The 15,619-nt window shown below is 56.4% G+C and carries 14 protein-coding genes; 7 read left to right on the forward strand and 7 right to left on the reverse strand.

Features of this window, described 5'->3' with window-relative positions; translation table 11 throughout:
• The first annotated feature begins 7 nt into the window (after positions 1 to 7).
• Positions 8 to 805 (forward strand): polyprenol monophosphomannose synthase, encoded by a 798-nt coding sequence (locus J2741_RS06625; RefSeq protein WP_342452240.1) that lies wholly within the window; start codon positions 8 to 10, stop codon positions 803 to 805.
• Here J2741_RS06625 and J2741_RS06630 read toward each other — a convergent pair whose 3' ends face one another.
• Genes J2741_RS06630 through J2741_RS06640 form a run of 3 tightly spaced genes read right to left on the reverse strand, consistent with a single transcriptional unit; the run spans position 806 to position 4,303 of the window.
• A complete protein-coding gene (locus J2741_RS06630) occupies positions 806 to 1,843 on the reverse strand; it encodes a GtrA family protein (protein WP_209674209.1) in 1,038 nt (345 codons plus the stop codon).
• A complete protein-coding gene (locus J2741_RS06635; RefSeq protein ID WP_209674210.1) occupies positions 1,840 to 3,354 on the reverse strand; it encodes a glycosyltransferase family 39 protein in 1,515 nt (504 codons plus the stop codon). The genes J2741_RS06630 and J2741_RS06635 overlap by 4 nt, the downstream gene beginning before the upstream one ends.
• 58 nt (positions 3,355 to 3,412) lie before the next feature.
• Entirely contained in the window at positions 3,413 to 4,303 is an 891-nt protein-coding gene (locus tag J2741_RS06640) for a nucleoside 2-deoxyribosyltransferase (protein ID WP_209674211.1), read from the reverse strand.
• Between the two features lie 32 nt (positions 4,304 to 4,335).
• On the opposite strand from J2741_RS06640, the gene J2741_RS06645 reads away from it, so the two are divergent.
• On the forward strand, positions 4,336 to 4,827 hold the full coding sequence (locus J2741_RS06645; RefSeq protein WP_209674212.1) for a DUF367 family protein: 492 nt from the start codon (positions 4,336 to 4,338) through the stop codon (positions 4,825 to 4,827).
• Here J2741_RS06645 and J2741_RS06650 read toward each other — a convergent pair.
• Positions 4,824 to 7,376, reverse strand: a complete 2,553-nt coding sequence (locus J2741_RS06650; RefSeq protein WP_209674213.1) for a PAS domain S-box protein — start codon at positions 7,374 to 7,376, stop codon at positions 4,824 to 4,826. The genes J2741_RS06645 and J2741_RS06650 overlap by 4 nt on opposite strands.
• Before the next feature lie 176 nt (positions 7,377 to 7,552).
• Here J2741_RS06650 and J2741_RS06655 point away from each other — a divergent pair, with 176 nt between their 5' ends.
• From J2741_RS06655 to J2741_RS06670, 4 genes are all read left to right on the forward strand, one after another.
• The gene (locus tag J2741_RS06655) at positions 7,553 to 9,838 is read left to right on the forward strand and encodes a sensor histidine kinase (RefSeq protein ID WP_209674214.1); all 2,286 of its coding nucleotides are present in this window, start codon (positions 7,553 to 7,555) and stop codon (positions 9,836 to 9,838) included.
• On the forward strand, positions 9,831 to 10,298 hold the full coding sequence (locus J2741_RS06660; protein ID WP_209674215.1) for a response regulator: 468 nt from the start codon (positions 9,831 to 9,833) through the stop codon (positions 10,296 to 10,298). Before J2741_RS06655 ends, J2741_RS06660 begins: the two co-directional genes overlap by 8 nt.
• A gap of 84 nt (positions 10,299 to 10,382) precedes the next feature.
• Positions 10,383 to 11,696 carry a tetratricopeptide repeat protein gene (locus tag J2741_RS06665; protein ID WP_209674216.1) on the forward strand — a complete coding sequence of 438 codons (1,314 nt, stop codon included), beginning with the start codon at positions 10,383 to 10,385 and terminating at the stop codon, positions 11,694 to 11,696.
• A gap of 144 nt (positions 11,697 to 11,840) precedes the next feature.
• Entirely contained in the window at positions 11,841 to 12,089 is a 249-nt protein-coding gene (locus J2741_RS06670; protein ID WP_209674217.1) for a hypothetical protein, read from the forward strand.
• Positions 12,090 to 12,167: 78 nt separating this feature from the next.
• Here the strand turns inward: J2741_RS06670 and J2741_RS06675 are convergent, their stop codons facing one another.
• The 3 genes from J2741_RS06675 to J2741_RS06685 all read right to left on the reverse strand — a co-directional run bounded on the left by J2741_RS06675 (position 12,168) and on the right by J2741_RS06685 (position 14,371).
• On the reverse strand, positions 12,168 to 12,446 hold the full coding sequence (locus J2741_RS06675; protein WP_209674218.1) for a 2TM domain-containing protein: 279 nt from the start codon (positions 12,444 to 12,446) through the stop codon (positions 12,168 to 12,170).
• A gap of 178 nt (positions 12,447 to 12,624) precedes the next feature.
• Positions 12,625 to 13,248 carry a GNAT family N-acetyltransferase gene (locus tag J2741_RS06680; protein ID WP_209674219.1) on the reverse strand — a complete coding sequence of 208 codons (624 nt, stop codon included), beginning with the start codon at positions 13,246 to 13,248 and terminating at the stop codon, positions 12,625 to 12,627.
• A 184-nt stretch (positions 13,249 to 13,432) separates the two neighbouring features.
• On the reverse strand, positions 13,433 to 14,371 hold the full coding sequence (locus J2741_RS06685) for a DNA-3-methyladenine glycosylase family protein (RefSeq protein WP_209674220.1): 939 nt from the start codon (positions 14,369 to 14,371) through the stop codon (positions 13,433 to 13,435).
• Between the two features lie 204 nt (positions 14,372 to 14,575).
• On the opposite strand from J2741_RS06685, the gene J2741_RS06690 reads away from it, so the two are divergent.
• On the forward strand, positions 14,576 to 15,595 hold the full coding sequence (locus J2741_RS06690) for a type II glyceraldehyde-3-phosphate dehydrogenase (RefSeq protein WP_209674221.1): 1,020 nt from the start codon (positions 14,576 to 14,578) through the stop codon (positions 15,593 to 15,595).
• The last annotated feature ends 24 nt before the right edge of the window (positions 15,596 to 15,619 follow it).

The following is a 15,619-nucleotide window of genomic DNA, read 5'->3' on the forward strand; positions in this document are numbered from 1 at the left end:
CCTTTAAGTGGCCATTCAATCAACGGAAGGGGCAGAACCCTACGATCTCACCGTAGTGATCCCGACCTTCAATGAAAAGGAAAATATCGGTCCGATGATCCGGGCAGTTCACGAAATCTGCACGGAACACAAAATTTTCGAAGAGATACTGGTGGTAGATGACGATTCACCCGACGGCACCGCCGGGATCGTGAGATCTCTCCAGGAGTCCATGAATAACCTGGAGCTCCTGGTCCGCCATTCCAATCACGGTCTTTCTCCTTCCCTGTACGATGGAATTCTCGCAGCCGGCGCCCCCCTGGTCCAGTGCATCGATTGCGATTTCTCGCACCCTCCCGAAAAGATCCCCCGTTTTTACCGGTGCCTGCGGGAGAACGGGTGCGATATGGTCATAGGAAGCCGGTATGTAAGGGGAGGGGAGGTCCGGAACTGGGCATTCCACCGGGAAATTCTTTCTTTTGGTGCAGCAACCCTGGGAAGGGTGCTTATTCCCCATGTCCATGATTCGGGGAGCGGTTTTTTTGCGATAAAAAAGGCGATCCTTGACGAGGTCACTCTTACCCCCCGGGGGTTCCGGATGGGGTTCGAGATCCTCGGGAAAGCAGGCTGGGCAAGGGTTGCGGAGATCCCCATCACCTTCAAGGACCGGGAGATGGGGGAGAGCAAGTTACGATGGAGGATCCTCCTCCAGTACCTTGTCCAGTGCCTGAGTATCCTTGAATACAACCTCGTGCAGCGGAGAAGCAATGCCATCGCCCGCTCCTGGCGGATCTACCTCGCCCGCGAGGTACCGGAACGGTGCTGATCACCTCCAGGTGATGTTCCGGTTGGTCAGGTAGTTCCATAAGAAACCGAAGAGGATCCCGATGATATTTGCCGTGAGGTAATAGACGCCGAACCCAGCCGTGAGGCCGTAGAGCACAACCATGTTCACTGCCATCCCGCCCAGGGCAAGGAAATTATAACTGGCAAGCCTCTTCCATCTGCGCCGGATCAGCCCCGACCTGCTCTTAAACGTCCAGAACTCGTTGAGAAAGAAATTCGATATGATCGAGAGCTCGATCGCGATCGCACTGGATGCGAGATAAAAGAGCCCTCCCACCTCGGTGAACAGGTATAAAAATCCGGTATTGACGAGGATCCCGGAGAGCCCCACCAGGGCGAAACGGAGTATCTTCCCCATCTCGGTCCGTAACGGGCTGCTCTTCTCGGTAAGGGCATAATACAGGATCTGGCCGAGCCCGGGGAACCAGGAGGTCGCCGGGTAACGATGGCGACTGCCGGGACTATCCGTCGCCGGGACGTCGACCTCCCGAACTCCGTTCCACGGAACCCGGGAGAGAAAGTGGGCGAGCAGGGGGCCCTGGAGTCCGGGCGACGCATAATCCGTGAATGCGCTGTGCCTGACCGCAAATAGACCGGAGAATGGGTCTTTCCACTCCGGAAAGACCACCATCGCCGGGATCTTCTCCCGCAGGGGAACCGATGGCCTGACCGCTATGACGAGGTCGTTTCCGGCATCCAGACCTTTCCAAATCTCCCCGACCAGCGACGGCATTTCCATGAACCGCTGCGGGTCATCGACCCACCAGAGGGACCGGGTCTCTATCTTCCCGGCGGAGACCATCGAACAGAGATCTCCCAGGGTTCCGGCACCCGCGATGTGTTCAGACGCGTCCGCAGGCGGGGTCCCCGGTTTCTCCCCTCCCCCCAAGGGAGCCAGGAATATTCCTGCAGCAAGACGATTGCGGTCGAACAGGGCGACCATCTCGCTGAGGAGTTCGCCGGTATCCGCACATCCCCCGGGAATGATCAGCAGGGCGTCGTACATCGACCTGATCATCCTCGGGTACTCGAGGCAAATACGAAAATACCGCCCTGGTTTGCGATATACATGGTATTCTGGTCGAGCCAGTTGAACGATGCACCGCTCGGGTCCGCCGCGGATATATCGGACGTTACGAGATAGATGATCGTGGTACCGGGATATTTATCCGGGATTGCCTGAAGCTCCCCAAGGCTCGATGCTCCTACGAGGATAGTCCCGTCGGTGGCGTTGGAGTAATAATACTCGAGCGGCATCCTCACGTAGGAGGGAACCGCAACCACGACGTCTCCCGGCTGGGTCGCCCCGGCCAGGTTCATTCCAAGGCCCCGCCAGTCCTCCTTCGACGGGACGGTATAGTAGTGATACAGTTGCGGGATATTGATCGCCAGGATCACGATTATCAGGATATATACGATCTTCGGGGTCTTCGTTATCCGGAAGAAGATATGGTATGACGCGGCGATGGGGACGAAGAAGAAGGGGAGCAGAAAGATGAGATACCGGGGGATCATCGGCATCACGAACGAGAGGACATAGCTGGCCGCGAGGGTGCCCAGAACGGCGAGGACCGAGATGGTAAACGTGTCTTTTTTCACCTTGAAAAGCTGGATCAGTCCCATTACAAAGAGTACCAGGTAGATAATGGTGACATAGAGGGTGAACCCTGAAAACTGGATGAAGGTGAGCTCCAGGGAAGTGAGCCCCTGTGCCCCGTAGGTCGGCGGCGACCCCGTCCTGACGAGGAACAGGTGTACGGTGACCGCAAGGAGGGGAAGCGTGGCGATCAAAAAGACCGCCGCGGAGAGGATCCATTCGGAAAATCCTTTTATATTCCAGCCTTTCTTCTTTCCGACCACATAGAGGGCATATGCATAGAGAATCACCACCCCGATGAATACGTAAAAATGGGTCCAGAACGAGAGGGCCGAAAAGATCCCGAACAAGATCCAGTCTGACCTCTTCCCGGTCTTCAACCCGGACAGGAAGAAGAACAGGGCGATAGTGAAGAAGAAGAGCACGGTGGTGTATGCCCGTGCATCCTGCGAGTAGAGCACATGAAACGGGGAGAACGCGAGAATGGCTGCGGCGATGATCCCGGCATTCCTGTCGTACATCTCCTTCCCAATCAGGTAGAAGAGGGGAATGGTGAAGGCACCGAGCAGCGCGGGGATGAAACGGAGGGTGAATTCCGAGTTTCCGAAGAAAAGCATGACGTGCTCAATCCAGTGGAAGAGGGGCGGGTTGAACTCGCCGTTCGCGGTGATATTCCAGATCTCGAGGAACGAATCGCGGGAGAAATTATAGGTGGCCGCTTCGTCGAGCCAGATGGAATTGAACGTGAGATTGTAGAACCGCAGGAATATGCCTGCAGCGGTGAGAAGAATGAGGAGCTGGATGTATCTGCTCGAAAGTGCCCGGCGCAGTCCCGGACCCGAGAGGAAGGGAACGGATTCCGTGCCCTTCGGCAAAGGCCGGTCCAACGTGCATCGGGTGCTCCAGGATCGTTCCGTCTTTTTCTTCTCCATTAATCACCATTTACCGCTTTTGACCTTAAATATTTGCAGAATACCACGTGCACGGCGATTACGGGGCGGTTTCATGTCCGGCAGCCGAATACTTGCGGGGCCTGAGTGCCCCCGGCATATCAAGCGCGGAAAGCAGTTCCCCGATCGATCCTGCCACCGTCGCGGATTGTTCGAGCATGAGGTTCACGTGCTCGCACCTCCCCGCCATCCTGAAATCCGTCCTTAACGCGAAAACCGGGATTCCCCTCGCAGATGCATATCCCATCTCCCATGCCGTGCCGGAGTCCGCATCTGCCCCGTCGACCACCGCGATGACGGCATCAACGGAACGAAGCGCCTCGACATGGCTCCGGTAGATCTCGCGATGCGATTCGAGGCCCCGGGAGCAACTGTCATCCCCGGTTTCCTGGGGAAGGTAGACCTCGAAAAATCGGGAGGCCAGGATCCCGGATAGTTTCCGGTTGAAATCGCGCTCGGCTTCGGAGAACAGCGGTGCAGCGAGATAGATCCGGTAGCGGGCGAACACCTGCACGTCTATCGCCGGAATCTCAGGAAACCGGCTTAAAAACACACCCCTTTCCGGTTTTTTTCCCCGGGAGCCTGCCGTGCCCGGGCCGTGGTAGGTGGTGTCCACCCCGCAGGTCGGAGACGAGTTCACCCCGAGGATCCCAAACGGAGGCCCACGCTCGCGAATAACCTCCCTGGTCCCCTTCTCCATGCTGTCCAGGAGCGCTTCGAACTCCGGGGTGTCAAGCCGGTCAAGGAAGGTCGCAGGCTCCCGATCCCTGCCCAGGTAGTTCGTTTCCGGGCACGGCAGGGGGACGATCTCGAGGCCGAACCTGCGGCACCGGTCCAATGCCCGTGAGAACGATTCAAGGTCCCGCGGAGTCGTGATACCCCTGGCCCGGAGTCCGGGATCGAGGATACAGGGGCATACCAGTATATACATCGGTTAGGAAATTGGATACTCATTGGAGATAGATGATCCCCCTCTACGCGTACCGGGACAATAGTTGCGACCCCCGCAAATGCACGGTAAAGCGCCTGGAAAAGGCGGGGCTTATCAGGATCGTCCCGAAGATCGCTGCCATCCCACGGAATTCGCTGATCCTCGATCCGACCGCCGAACAAGCACTATCCCCGGCAGATCGCCCCGTCCGGTCCATAACCGCACTGGACTGTTCCTGGGAGGTGCTCGATACGGGGATGATCCGGGGTTGGAGGCTCCGGAGGGCTCTTCCATTCCTCGTTGCCGCAAATCCGGTGAATTTCGGGAGGCCATGGAAGCTCACCTCGGTGGAGGCTCTCGCCGCAGCACTGGTGATCCTGGGGGAGCGTGATCAGGCGGTACTTGTCGTCTCCTCGTGCACCTGGGGAAACAGGTTCCTCGAGCTGAACGAGGAGCCTTTGGGATTCTACGCGGATGCCAGGGACAGCACCGAGGTCCTGGAGATCCAGAACATGTACCTCTAGGAGACTGCTTCCCTGAGCACGAGCATAAACGATCGCTCCCGTTTCCCTCCTACGGGTATCGCAATCCCCTCAACCGGCAGCCGGCTGCCCACCCGCAGGAGTGATGCGGAGAATTGGATCGATCGGTCCGGACCGGCTTTTTTTATCCATTCCAACATCGGCTTTCTCTCTTCGGGTGCACAGAACATGGCGATGTTATTCCCGTCGGGTTCCGCATCCACGCCGACCATCCGGCAGAACGAGCGGCTGCATCTGATGATCCGCCCGGACCGGTCTATCAGGACCAGCGGGTCCACCACATCGGAAAATGCTTCTTCCAGGGGCCTCGCGGCGTTCAGTTTCGCGATCAGCTCTTCTATCTCTTCTTTAGAGGACACAAGGGAAGACTCGAGTTCTTTCACCCGGTCCTCAGGCACGTTCCCCTCGTTCGCCCCGACGGAAAGAATTGACTGGTGCGCTCGTTTCCACTCGGTAATGTCGCGCAGGGACTCGATCGCCCCGATGATATTTCCCTCCCGGTCGATGAGAGGTGAGGCCTTTCCCCAAAGACATGCACCCTGTCCTTCATTCGCACCGGGGATGAACGCTTCCACGTAGATGCTGTCGCCGAATCTCCGCACCGACGGATAGCTGTTCGCAAGTTTATGCGCCGGGAGATCAAGGATATCGATCAGGACCGGGCGAATTTCCCGGAAGAGGGAAAATGCGTGCTGGTAATCACTTCTTCCCAGCACCTCCTCCTTCTTGGTATTCGTGAGGGCTTCGAGCGCGCTGTTCCACGCGATGACTCGTTTGTTCCTATCCACCACGAAGGTGGGGTCTGGCATGAACTCAATGGTATCCTGGAGCTTCTCGACCGTACTCTTCAGGGTTTGCTCAATCATCTTCTGGCCGGTGATATCCAAAAACGAGACCATCCAGCAGAGGAGCGCCTCCCCGGCATCCTGTACCAGGCTAACGGACACGAGAAGGTACAGAAGGTCCCCGTCCACCTTCCTGGTACGGAATTCCCCTATCCACCGGCCTTCTTTTTGGAGGGTCTCCTTGAGTTGGTCAAGGACCGGCTGTTGCACATCGTATCCCGCGACAAAGCCGTCCCAGCTCGTCCCCTGGACCTCGTCATGCGAAGAAAAGCCGAATATGGAGAGGAAGGATTGATTGGCATAAATGATTTTCCGGTCCGCGGAAACGATTGCAATCCCGGTGATCGAGGATTCTATCGCGGTATCCTTTATCATCATCTCCCGTTCGGCCTCTTTTTTTGCGGTGATGTCGACGAACGAGGCCATCATGCAGAGCGGCGTTCCTGCTTCGTCGCGGACCAGCGTGGCCGACAACTGGGCGAAAAATGAGGTCCCGTCCTTCTTTTGGGCTTTCACCTCGCCGACCCAGCTGCCCTTTTCCGAGATCGCAGCCATCACCTGCATGATATCCCGCATGGCATCCACGCTCCCGTGTGCACACTGATCAAGGGGCATACCCAGGACCTCTGCAAGGTCCCGGTATCCGAACAATTCGGTGAATGCCTGATTGGCGTAGGTAATCTTTCGGTCAAGTCCCGCGATCCCTATCCCGTTGACCGATGAATCGATGGCGAGGTTCTTGATCAGGAGTTCTTCCTCTGCCTTCTTCCTGGCGGTGATATCCCTCCCCACCCCCTGGTATTCCACCACCTCTCCCCGGTCATTAAGAATAGCCCGGTTCGTCCACTGGTGCCATAGAATCTCCCCGGAAGGACTGATGAAACGGTGTTCGATGGTGTCCACGGGGTGATCCTTCGAGAGGGACAGGATCCGCTCCTTTATCCATATCCGGTCTTCTGCCGGGATATAGTTCCAGAAGTCTTTTCCTATCAGTTCTTCCCTGGTCTTTCCGAGCGACTGGCACGCCTCGGTATTTACAAATCGTATAAGGAAGTCGGGACCGAAACGGGTGATCATCTCGGTCTGGTCTTCAACTATCCCCCTGTACCGGGCCTCGTTGATCCGGAGCTGCTCTTCGAACTGTTTCGGGAGGGTAATGTCCTCCATGATGATGGTGGTCCCGTCACCTCCGTCCTCGAAGACCGTCGGGATAATCTTGAATCTGAGGTATTTTTCCCCCTCATGGTGGGTAAACCTGGCCTCTGACGAGACCTCGCCCTGTACAGCAGCCTTCTGCAGGAGGGTCTGGGGCGAGAGTTCCCGGAAGGGTGGGAAATCGAGTGATTGTATCCCGTTTCCGACAAGGTCGTCCCTTTTTCTTCCAAAGAAGTCGAGGAAATTATCGTTCACCTCGGTGATCCTCCCCTCGAAATCGAGTACCAGGATCAGTTCCGAGGCGAACCGGAGCATCGAGGAGATGGGGACCCGCGATGAGAGATAATACACCTTTGCATTCCCGAAGATCTTGACCTCGACCTGGCCGGTAATGAGCAGGATCTCCAGATATTTCGCCACAGAATTACGGTTTATCTTCAGTGCCGAGGAGATATCCGAGATGGTCAGCCCTTTCGGCCTTGACTTGAGAAACCTTTTGATCCGGGTTATCTTCTCCTGGTCGAGGATCATGCCTAGGTACTCATCTCGGACGGGTGGTTCTTAAACGTTCTTCCCGGGGGGTCTAGGAGAGAACACTACGCCTCCCGGAAATGTTTCTACCACAACTTTAATCATCAGTCTGAAAAGAGACTTGCATAACCGGGATCGAAAAATTCTGTGTCGCTCGGGAGTCTTGTGGAAAGAATATGCCAAAACAGAGGAAAAACCGGCCGTTTTCTTATTATCTTTTTCTTTCCATACTCACGCTTATCGTAATACTCGTTGTCGGAATCACTATCGGCGATTATTTCATCGCCGAAAAAAATTTTGAGGATAATGCGAACCTGCTCAAGAACGAGACAGAGCATAACGTCCGGGAGAACGTCAAGACCATCGACAACGGCCTCAAGATGTTCGACAACACCCTGAACCGCCAGATGGAAGAGGCATTTGAGATTTTCCGCCAGGCGTACCGCGATTCCGGAGGAGATCCCGCCTCGATGGATCTTGCCGCCCTGAAACGGCAACTCGGGGGGAAGATGGATCTCTATGTCATCAACGAATCGGGCGTGGTGGAGTACACCACCTTCCCCCCGGACCAGGGTCTCGATTTCAAGACCACAGTTCCATATTTTTACGATTATCTCAACGAAATCCGTTATGCCGACGGGGTCTTCAATGATCGCGTCGTCCAGGAGATCTCCACGGGGAATCTCAGGAAATTTGCGTATGCCCCCTCCTACGACCACAAGTACGTACTTGAACTGGGCCTCGCCGCAGAGTCGTTCAAGTCCCAGAGGAATTCTCTGAAATATACCGATTCCATCGAAGCGACGGTGAGCAAGAATCCCCTTGTCAAGGATTTCCGTATCTTCACCACATCAAAACGGCTTGTCCGGAACAAGAGCTATATCCCGGATTCCGAACTTTCAGCGATACTGGACAGGGCTTTTTCTGAACAGACCGATATCGTCATCGACGACCCGGTCAACCATACCTCCCTCAAGTATCTTTATGTCGATCTCAGGGACCCCGATTACGGGGCGGATATGAGCCTCGTGGTGGAATTAAACTACGACAATACGTTCATCACCGATTCCGTAAACCAACTGGTGATCTTCCACCTGTCCGTGGCAGTGATCGCGCTTCTCGCGGGATTGATCATGGTGGTCGGGATATCCCGCTACCTGACCCGGCCTATCCAGTCCATATCCAGGGATATGGATATTATCGCAAAAGGGAACCTCGACCATCCGATTGCTCCGGTCATGGGGACCGAGATCTCCGCACTGGCCGGGGGGATCGACAGGATGGTCGAGGAGCTGAAGGGAATAATCGTGCAGCTTCAGGAGAGCCAGCAGAACCTGTCGAGATCCGAAGAACGGTACAGGACCGTTGTCCAGAGCCAGACCGAATATATCACCCGTTTTCTCCCGGACGGGACCATCACCTTCGCAAACGACGCGTATTGCCGGGCGTTCGGATTGGACTGCGAGAACGCCCGGGGCAGGAAGTTCAGGCCGAACCTTCCTGAGGAGGATAAAAAACTGGTCGCCGGATATTTCTCCCGGCTCACCCCCGACCACCCGGTGGATTTCATCGAGCACCGGGTGATAATGCCGGACGGAACTGTGCACTGGCAGCAATGGAGCGACAGGGCGATTTTCGACCCGGAAGGACACGTAACGGAGTATCAGTCGGTGGGCAGGGACATCACCGAGAAAAAGAGAATCGAGGAGGAGTTGCTGGCTTTCAATGAAAAACTGGAGCAGATGGTATACGAGCGGACTTCGCAACTCGAGAGTGCGAACAGAGAACTGGAATCGTTCAGTTACTCGGTGTCCCACGACCTGCGATCCCCTCTCCGGGCCATAGACGGATATTCCACGATCATCCTCAACGAGTTCGGAGAGGCGCTCACCCCTGCGACCCAGCGGTATCTCTCAAAAATACGGGAGAACGTCCGCCAGATGAACCGTTTGATCGAGGACCTGCTCGGTTTCTCGCGTGCGAGCAGGCAGGAACTGCATATTATCGATGTTGACCCGGAGATTATCGCCCGCGACGCCTACGGTGAGCTCCGCCAGGAGTGGGACGGACGGGAAGTGGAGTTCGTGGCCGGGCCTATGCCCCACTGCAGGGCAGACCCGATGCTCCTTCGTCTGGTTTATATGAACCTCCTGAGCAATGCCCTGAAATTCACCCGGCCGAGATCAGTCGCGAAGATCGAAGTCGGGTCCCTCCCCCCGGAGGACGACCCTGTCTATTATGTCAAGGACAACGGAGTAGGCTTCGACATGGAGTACTCCCACAAGATCTTCGGGGTGTTCCAGAGGCTCCATACCGACGAACAGTTCGAGGGGACCGGTGTCGGGCTCGCCATCGTGCAGAGGATCATCCAGAAACACGGGGGAAAAATATGGGTCCAATCGCTGCAGGATAAAGGCACAACCTTTTTCTTTACTCTGGGTGGAGATCAAGGTAATGAGTAATGGGGGGAAGAACGCCGATATCCTTCTCGTGGAGGATAACCCGAACGACGTGGAACTGATACTTCACGTGTTCCAGTGGTGTAACCTGAGCGACAAGGTCCAGGTGGCATGGAACGGTGAGGAGGCACTCGATTATATCTTCGGTAAGGGTTCGTTTTCAGGGCGTGACCCGAAGGCCAGGCCCAAGGTGATCCTCCTGGACCTGAAACTACCCAAGGTGGACGGTCTCGAAGTACTCAGATCCCTCCGCCGAAACCCCGAAACCCGGACCATCCCCGTGGTGGTCCTCACCTCCTCGAGGGAGGAGCGCGACATCATCGAGAGTTATGACCTGGGCGTGAACAGTTACATCGTAAAACCCGTCCAGTTCGATGAATTTGCAAACGTTATCCGTGAGCTCGGCCTCTACTGGAAGACGATCAACCAGCCCCCGGTCGATCCTGCCGACAAAACCGGGTAACCCCACGCGCTGCCTCCGGGCGGCACAAGGGGCAACGAATATAAAACATAAGAAGAGAGATTTTTTGAGGTTGATTTTTTCCGGATGGGGCTGTTTGACAGAATTTTCGGCACTGTTGAAGACCCTTCCCGGAAGCTTCTTGCAGAGGGGTGCAGCTGTTACCAGAAAGAGCAGTACGAAGATGCGCTGGAATGCCTGGACCAGGCCCTGCAGGAGGACCCGGGATCGTGCGAGGCCTGGAACCAGCGGGGGCTGGTCTGTCTTGCCCTCGGGAGGGTCGAAGACTCCCGGCATTCCTACGACCGGGCGCTCGAGATACGTCCCGCGTATCCCGAGGCATTGGTGAACAAAGGATCACTGCTCCGCCAGATCGCCTGGAAAAGAAGGGAGATGGGCCTGCTCCTCGAGGCGATGATGCTCTTCGATAACGCGCTCGAAAATTCTCCGGATTATGTGCCCGCGCTTCATGAAAAAGGACTCTTGATCTTTGGCATGGGCAAGAAGGATGAGGCACTGATCTACTTCGACCGGGCGTTGTCGGCCGATCCGGGGTATGAATATCCCTGGGCATGGAAAGGGCAGGTGCTGTTCCTCCAGCGGGATTATGAAGGTGCACTTGAGTGTTACGTGCAGGCACTTGAAAAAAACCCGAAGAACGTGACGTTCATCGTTTCAAAGGGTCTCTGCCTCATTCAGCTGGGGAGGCTCGACCAGGCGGAGACCTCCTTCCGTGCGGCGCTCCGGCATGAGCCGGAACATTTCAGGGCGCTCCTGCACCTCGGAGAGGTGAAAAAGCGGCAGAAAAGGTATGCGGAAGCCCTTGACTGTTTTGACCGTGCCGCCCTCTACGTCCCGGACGATCCCCGGTTGAGAAAGAAGCGAGCGGATACGTGGTACGCCATGGGGAACCTGGCCCTTTTCCAGGCCGGGCGGTACGAAGACGCGGAGGGCTACTACGCGAATACCGTCGAACTCATGCCCCGTCACCTCCAGGCATGGTATTGCCGTGCGCTCGCCCTCAAAAAGCTCGGACGCTACGAAGATGCAATCCCCTGTTACCAGAAAGTAATCGAGATCGACCCCGGATTTATCGATGCATGGTTCGACCTTGCCGGCGTAATGGAACGCCTGGGCAGGACCGAAAAGGCGGCCGGCTGCTATCTCCGTGTAACACGGATCGATCCCAGCCACATCGAGGCCCATTACCATGCCGGGATGTGCATGCTCGGGCAGTCCCGGTATCGCGACGCGGTCTCCTGTTTCAACGCGGTGCTCCGGCTCGACCCGGGATATACCCTGGCGTGGTACCACCGCGGCGAAGCGATGAAGCACCTGGACGAACCTGACGAAGCGGATTTCTGTTTTATCAGGGTCTCCGAACTCATGGGACGGGTGTAAAACCGGGTTCCACCACGCATCCCTGGTGATGTGCAGTTACCAGGGAATGGCGTGAACTTCGCGATGACCAGATCCTAGCGCGCCACGGCGGATTTTTACCCGAAAGGGATCATTAAAATATCTCGCCGCCCTCAGTACGAGCGTATGGTGAACCGGGAATTACAGGAGGAGATGGTCCGGAAAATGGAGGGAATATTCTCGTCGTACGGACCTGAACAGTCCGATCTGATACTTGGGGAGCTCGCCTCGCTTGGTTTTGTCAGGGTGGGGGGAAACCCCTCTGCCGTCAGCATGGAGAACAAGGTAATGGAACTCTTCGTGGTGATGGGGCTCGATGAGAAGGGTGCCCTGGTGAGCCATGAGATCCTCCGGTTCGACCAGATCCGGAAATAAAAATTACCCGGAAAGTACTCTGTTCGTAACGGGGGAGAAGGCGAAAAAACCCGCGAAAGTGACGAGGGATAGACGGGATTACTTCTTCTCTTCCTCCATGTACTTCTGGATCTTCTTCTCCTCCCATTCCCGGGAGAAGACGCGATCGTGGAGAATGACGCTCGAACCGTGCCAGATGACGCCGATTCCCCAGAATACCGTAACCCAGTAGAACCACCAGATACCCGGCGAGGTGAGATAGTTTATGGTAAAGAGAAGGAGGTTGACGACTATGTAAATCCCCAGGTGGGTGTAGAACCCTTTCAGTGCATCGACCCGTGCCTTCGCCCGCCGGTAACTCTCTTCGTCAGTGTCCATATGAGTCTGTTCCCGTCCGGGATTATTTCTTTTTCCAACGACTGACTCCCGGGCTTCGCACATTCTTCCGGCATTTCGCAGTGCGGGTACTGGCCGTACAAACTGCGGTTCATGATTTCCGACCCGTAAAACCTGAATTTCATACCGTTTCTCCGTGCCTGGCGGGAATTGCGGGGATTTACGACCGAAAGAGTTCCCGGCGGGACGACATACTGACTCCTGCGGAGGATTCCTTACCTGGTTCATTGCATCCGGGAGCGGGTTCATCGGTCAGGATCCCATAAATCTCGATATCCACGAATTTTCCATTTTTATACACATGCTCCTTCATTGTTCCTTCATGGGAGAAGCCGCATTTTTCAAGTACTTTCGCCGATCCGCGGTTACCACTCATGATCCTGGCGTAGATCCGGTGAAGATCAAGCGTTGAAAATCCGTAGGTAACTACCGCGGCAACCGCTTCGGTCCCGAACCCGCGGTTCCAGAAGGGCACACCGATCCAATACCCAATCTCCGCATGGAAGAACTCCCGGTGTATCTTCTCCAGCCCAACCGCCCCGATGAGTGATTCCGTGTCCTTTTGGGAGACCGCGAAAATCGCGTGCTCCCGGCGTGCCCACCCCCCCGCGTGAGTGGAGATCCATTCACGGGCCATCTCTTCTTGGTAGGGGTGTGGAATCCGTGTGGTACACCTCGCGATCTCCCGAGCGCCTGCAAGCCCGGCGACCGCCGGTGCGTCCTCCATGACGAAAGGCCGGAGCCGGAGCCGTTCCGAAATGAGGACCGTGCCGGATGGGTCCATATGCATCCCTTCTGCACCGGTCCCGTTATGGTTTTTCATCCGCACGAACAGTTACACGTCCAGATGTCCACGACCGGTGATCCATCCGGAATATGATCACGAAACAATCAGGATGTCCTCTTCAACCACGCGGATACCTGAAGGAAACCGATGAAAAAATTGGAACGGAGAAGTGCGTTTATCCTCACAACGGCTTGTGCCCCGGAGGCGAAATACCCGACCACCCGGCAATTATCAGGTAAAACGCGGCAAGGCCCTTCCACCTCCCCCACCGTTTTGCGATACCCCGCGCTTCCTCTCCGGTGATATCATCGCCGTCCCGGTAAAAACGGGAGATAAGTTTCCTGATGCCGAGATCGTCCGCCGGGATCGCCTCGACGCGGTGCATCCCCCGGAGCACGGTGAGTTCCGCCGTCCATCTCCCTATTCCCCGTATTTCCATCAGTTTTCCGATGATCACGTCGATGTCCTCGTATTCCCGCAACCCCTCCAGATCGAGAGTTCCCTCGGCGATAAGGCGGGATGTATCCCGGATGTATTCTCCCTTGCGGGTGGAGAGCCCGCACGCCCTGAACCGTTCAGGGGTCCCCGCCGCGAGCGTTCCCGGAGAGGGATAACAGAAGAACTCCTCACCGTCGAGAACGAAACTGGCCCCGAACTCCTTCACCAGTTTATCTTCCATTTTGCGGGCCGCGGCGAGGGAGATCTGCTGCTCGATGATGGAGTCCGCCAGGGCCTCGAAGACGGTAGGGGTGGTGGGGGATTTCAGCCCTCTCAGCCGCGTGCACAACTCCGTCATGATCGGGTCCTCATGCATTTCCGAGTAAAACGGGCGAAGATCATCCCTGATGTTCAGGATGTTCTCAATGCGGGTCTTCACAAGATCCACCGTGTCAGCCGCCAGCCGGGCGGGTGAGCGAATGGAGAGTTCGAGAAGAGGATCCTCGACGGACCCTCCAGGCCGGACTTCCGCGACCACCCGCAGCCGGTCTTCCAGGCAGAAGGCATGCGTGAAGATTCCGTCCCTGAAACTCCGGATAGCCGGATCTCCTTCTGAAAAGATCCTCGCACTCAGCGGGAAGTCATAAGGAGGTGCGGGAAGAAGGGTGACGATTTTCTTCATGGGATGCCCGAGTTGTGCTCCACGGGGATTTATATTTTTTCGGAGATACGGGCCGGCTCGGTCGTGCTCGCGATATTTCCAGTGGAGATAAGTTCCAGTGGAAACATTGGGGATAGATCGGGACTGGATCTCTCGAACACTTTCCTGGGGGACATCATTCCGAAGGATAACTTTTAATTCCCTTCTGTACGACTCCTTCACCATATGATCAAAGTCGCTATCAACGGGTACGGCACCATCGGGAAGAGGGTGGCCGATGCGGTGGCCGCACAGCCGGACATGCAGCTGGTGGGCGTCTCCAAGACCAGGCCCAGCCATGAGGCCTACATCGCAAAATTCCGTGGGTATCCGCTCTATATCGCCGACATGGCAAAAAAAGACGCCTTTGAAAAGGCGGGAATCCCGGTTGCGGGCAGCGTTGAGGATATGCTCAATGCAGCGGACATCGTGGTTGACGCGACTCCCGGCGGGGTGGGGGCAAAGAACAGGCCACTCTACGAAAAACTCGGGATCAAGGCGATCTGGCAGGGAGGCGAGGACCACGAGGTGGCGGGGTTCTCGTTCAACTCGGACTGCAACTACCGGGAGGCGATCGGGCGGCCGTTCACCCGGGTGGTCTCCTGCAACACCACAGGGCTCTGCAGGATCATCAAGGCCATGGACAATGAGTACGGGGTGGAGAAGGTCCGGGCGGTGATGGTCCGGAGGGGAGGAGATCCCGGTGATATCAAGAGAGGCCCGATCGACGCCGTGGTGCTCAATCCGGTGACAATTCCCAGCCACCACGGGCCCGATGTGCAGACCGTGCTCCCGCACATCAATATCGTCACCCTGGCCATGATCGTCCCGGTTACAATGATGCACATGCACGTGGTCCAGATGGACCTCAAAAAAGAGGGGTCCAGGGAACGGGTCCTGGAGATCATCGAGAAACACCCCCGCATGGGGCTTGTACGGAAGTCTACCGGGATAACCAGCACCGCAGAACTCAAGGAGTACGCCATGGACCTCGGCAGGTGCAGGTCCGATCTCTGGGAGAACGGGATCTTCGAAGAGTCCGTATCGGTACTCGGCCGCGACCTCTATCTCTTCCAGGCCATCCACCAGGAGGCGGACGTCGTGGTGGAGAACATCGACGCCATCAGGGCTATGATGGGAACCGTCACCGACCCGGCACGATCCATCGAGATCACGAACGATGCCCTGAACTTCGTTCCGATCTGATCGAATATTCTCCGAATATTTTTT

The organism is Methanolinea mesophila, assembly GCF_017873855.1.
Classification (GTDB): Archaea; Halobacteriota; Methanomicrobia; order Methanomicrobiales; family Methanospirillaceae; genus Methanolinea_B; species Methanolinea_B mesophila.

Excerpts from the sequence above, each read along its gene's own strand:
- J2741_RS06630 (WP_209674209.1), bottom strand. The coding sequence starts at position 1,843 with ATGATCAGGTCGATGTACGACGCCCTGCTGATCATTCCCGGGGGATGT.
- J2741_RS06635 (WP_209674210.1), bottom strand. The coding sequence starts at position 3,354 with ATGGAGAAGAAAAAGACGGAACGATCCTGGAGCACCCGATGCACGTTG.
- J2741_RS06640 (WP_209674211.1), bottom strand. The coding sequence starts at position 4,303 with ATGTATATACTGGTATGCCCCTGTATCCTCGATCCCGGACTCCGGGCC.
- J2741_RS06645 (WP_209674212.1), top strand. The coding sequence starts at position 4,336 with ATGATCCCCCTCTACGCGTACCGGGACAATAGTTGCGACCCCCGCAAA.
- J2741_RS06650 (WP_209674213.1), bottom strand. The coding sequence starts at position 7,376 with ATGATCCTCGACCAGGAGAAGATAACCCGGATCAAAAGGTTTCTCAAG.
- J2741_RS06655 (WP_209674214.1), top strand. The coding sequence starts at position 7,553 with ATGCCAAAACAGAGGAAAAACCGGCCGTTTTCTTATTATCTTTTTCTT.
- J2741_RS06660 (WP_209674215.1), top strand. The coding sequence starts at position 9,831 with ATGAGTAATGGGGGGAAGAACGCCGATATCCTTCTCGTGGAGGATAAC.
- J2741_RS06665 (WP_209674216.1), top strand. The coding sequence starts at position 10,383 with ATGGGGCTGTTTGACAGAATTTTCGGCACTGTTGAAGACCCTTCCCGG.
- J2741_RS06670 (WP_209674217.1), top strand. The coding sequence starts at position 11,841 with ATGGTGAACCGGGAATTACAGGAGGAGATGGTCCGGAAAATGGAGGGA.
- J2741_RS06675 (WP_209674218.1), bottom strand. The coding sequence starts at position 12,446 with ATGGACACTGACGAAGAGAGTTACCGGCGGGCGAAGGCACGGGTCGAT.
- J2741_RS06680 (WP_209674219.1), bottom strand. The coding sequence starts at position 13,248 with ATGGACCCATCCGGCACGGTCCTCATTTCGGAACGGCTCCGGCTCCGG.
- J2741_RS06685 (WP_209674220.1), bottom strand. The coding sequence starts at position 14,371 with ATGAAGAAAATCGTCACCCTTCTTCCCGCACCTCCTTATGACTTCCCG.
- J2741_RS06690 (WP_209674221.1), top strand. The coding sequence starts at position 14,576 with ATGATCAAAGTCGCTATCAACGGGTACGGCACCATCGGGAAGAGGGTG.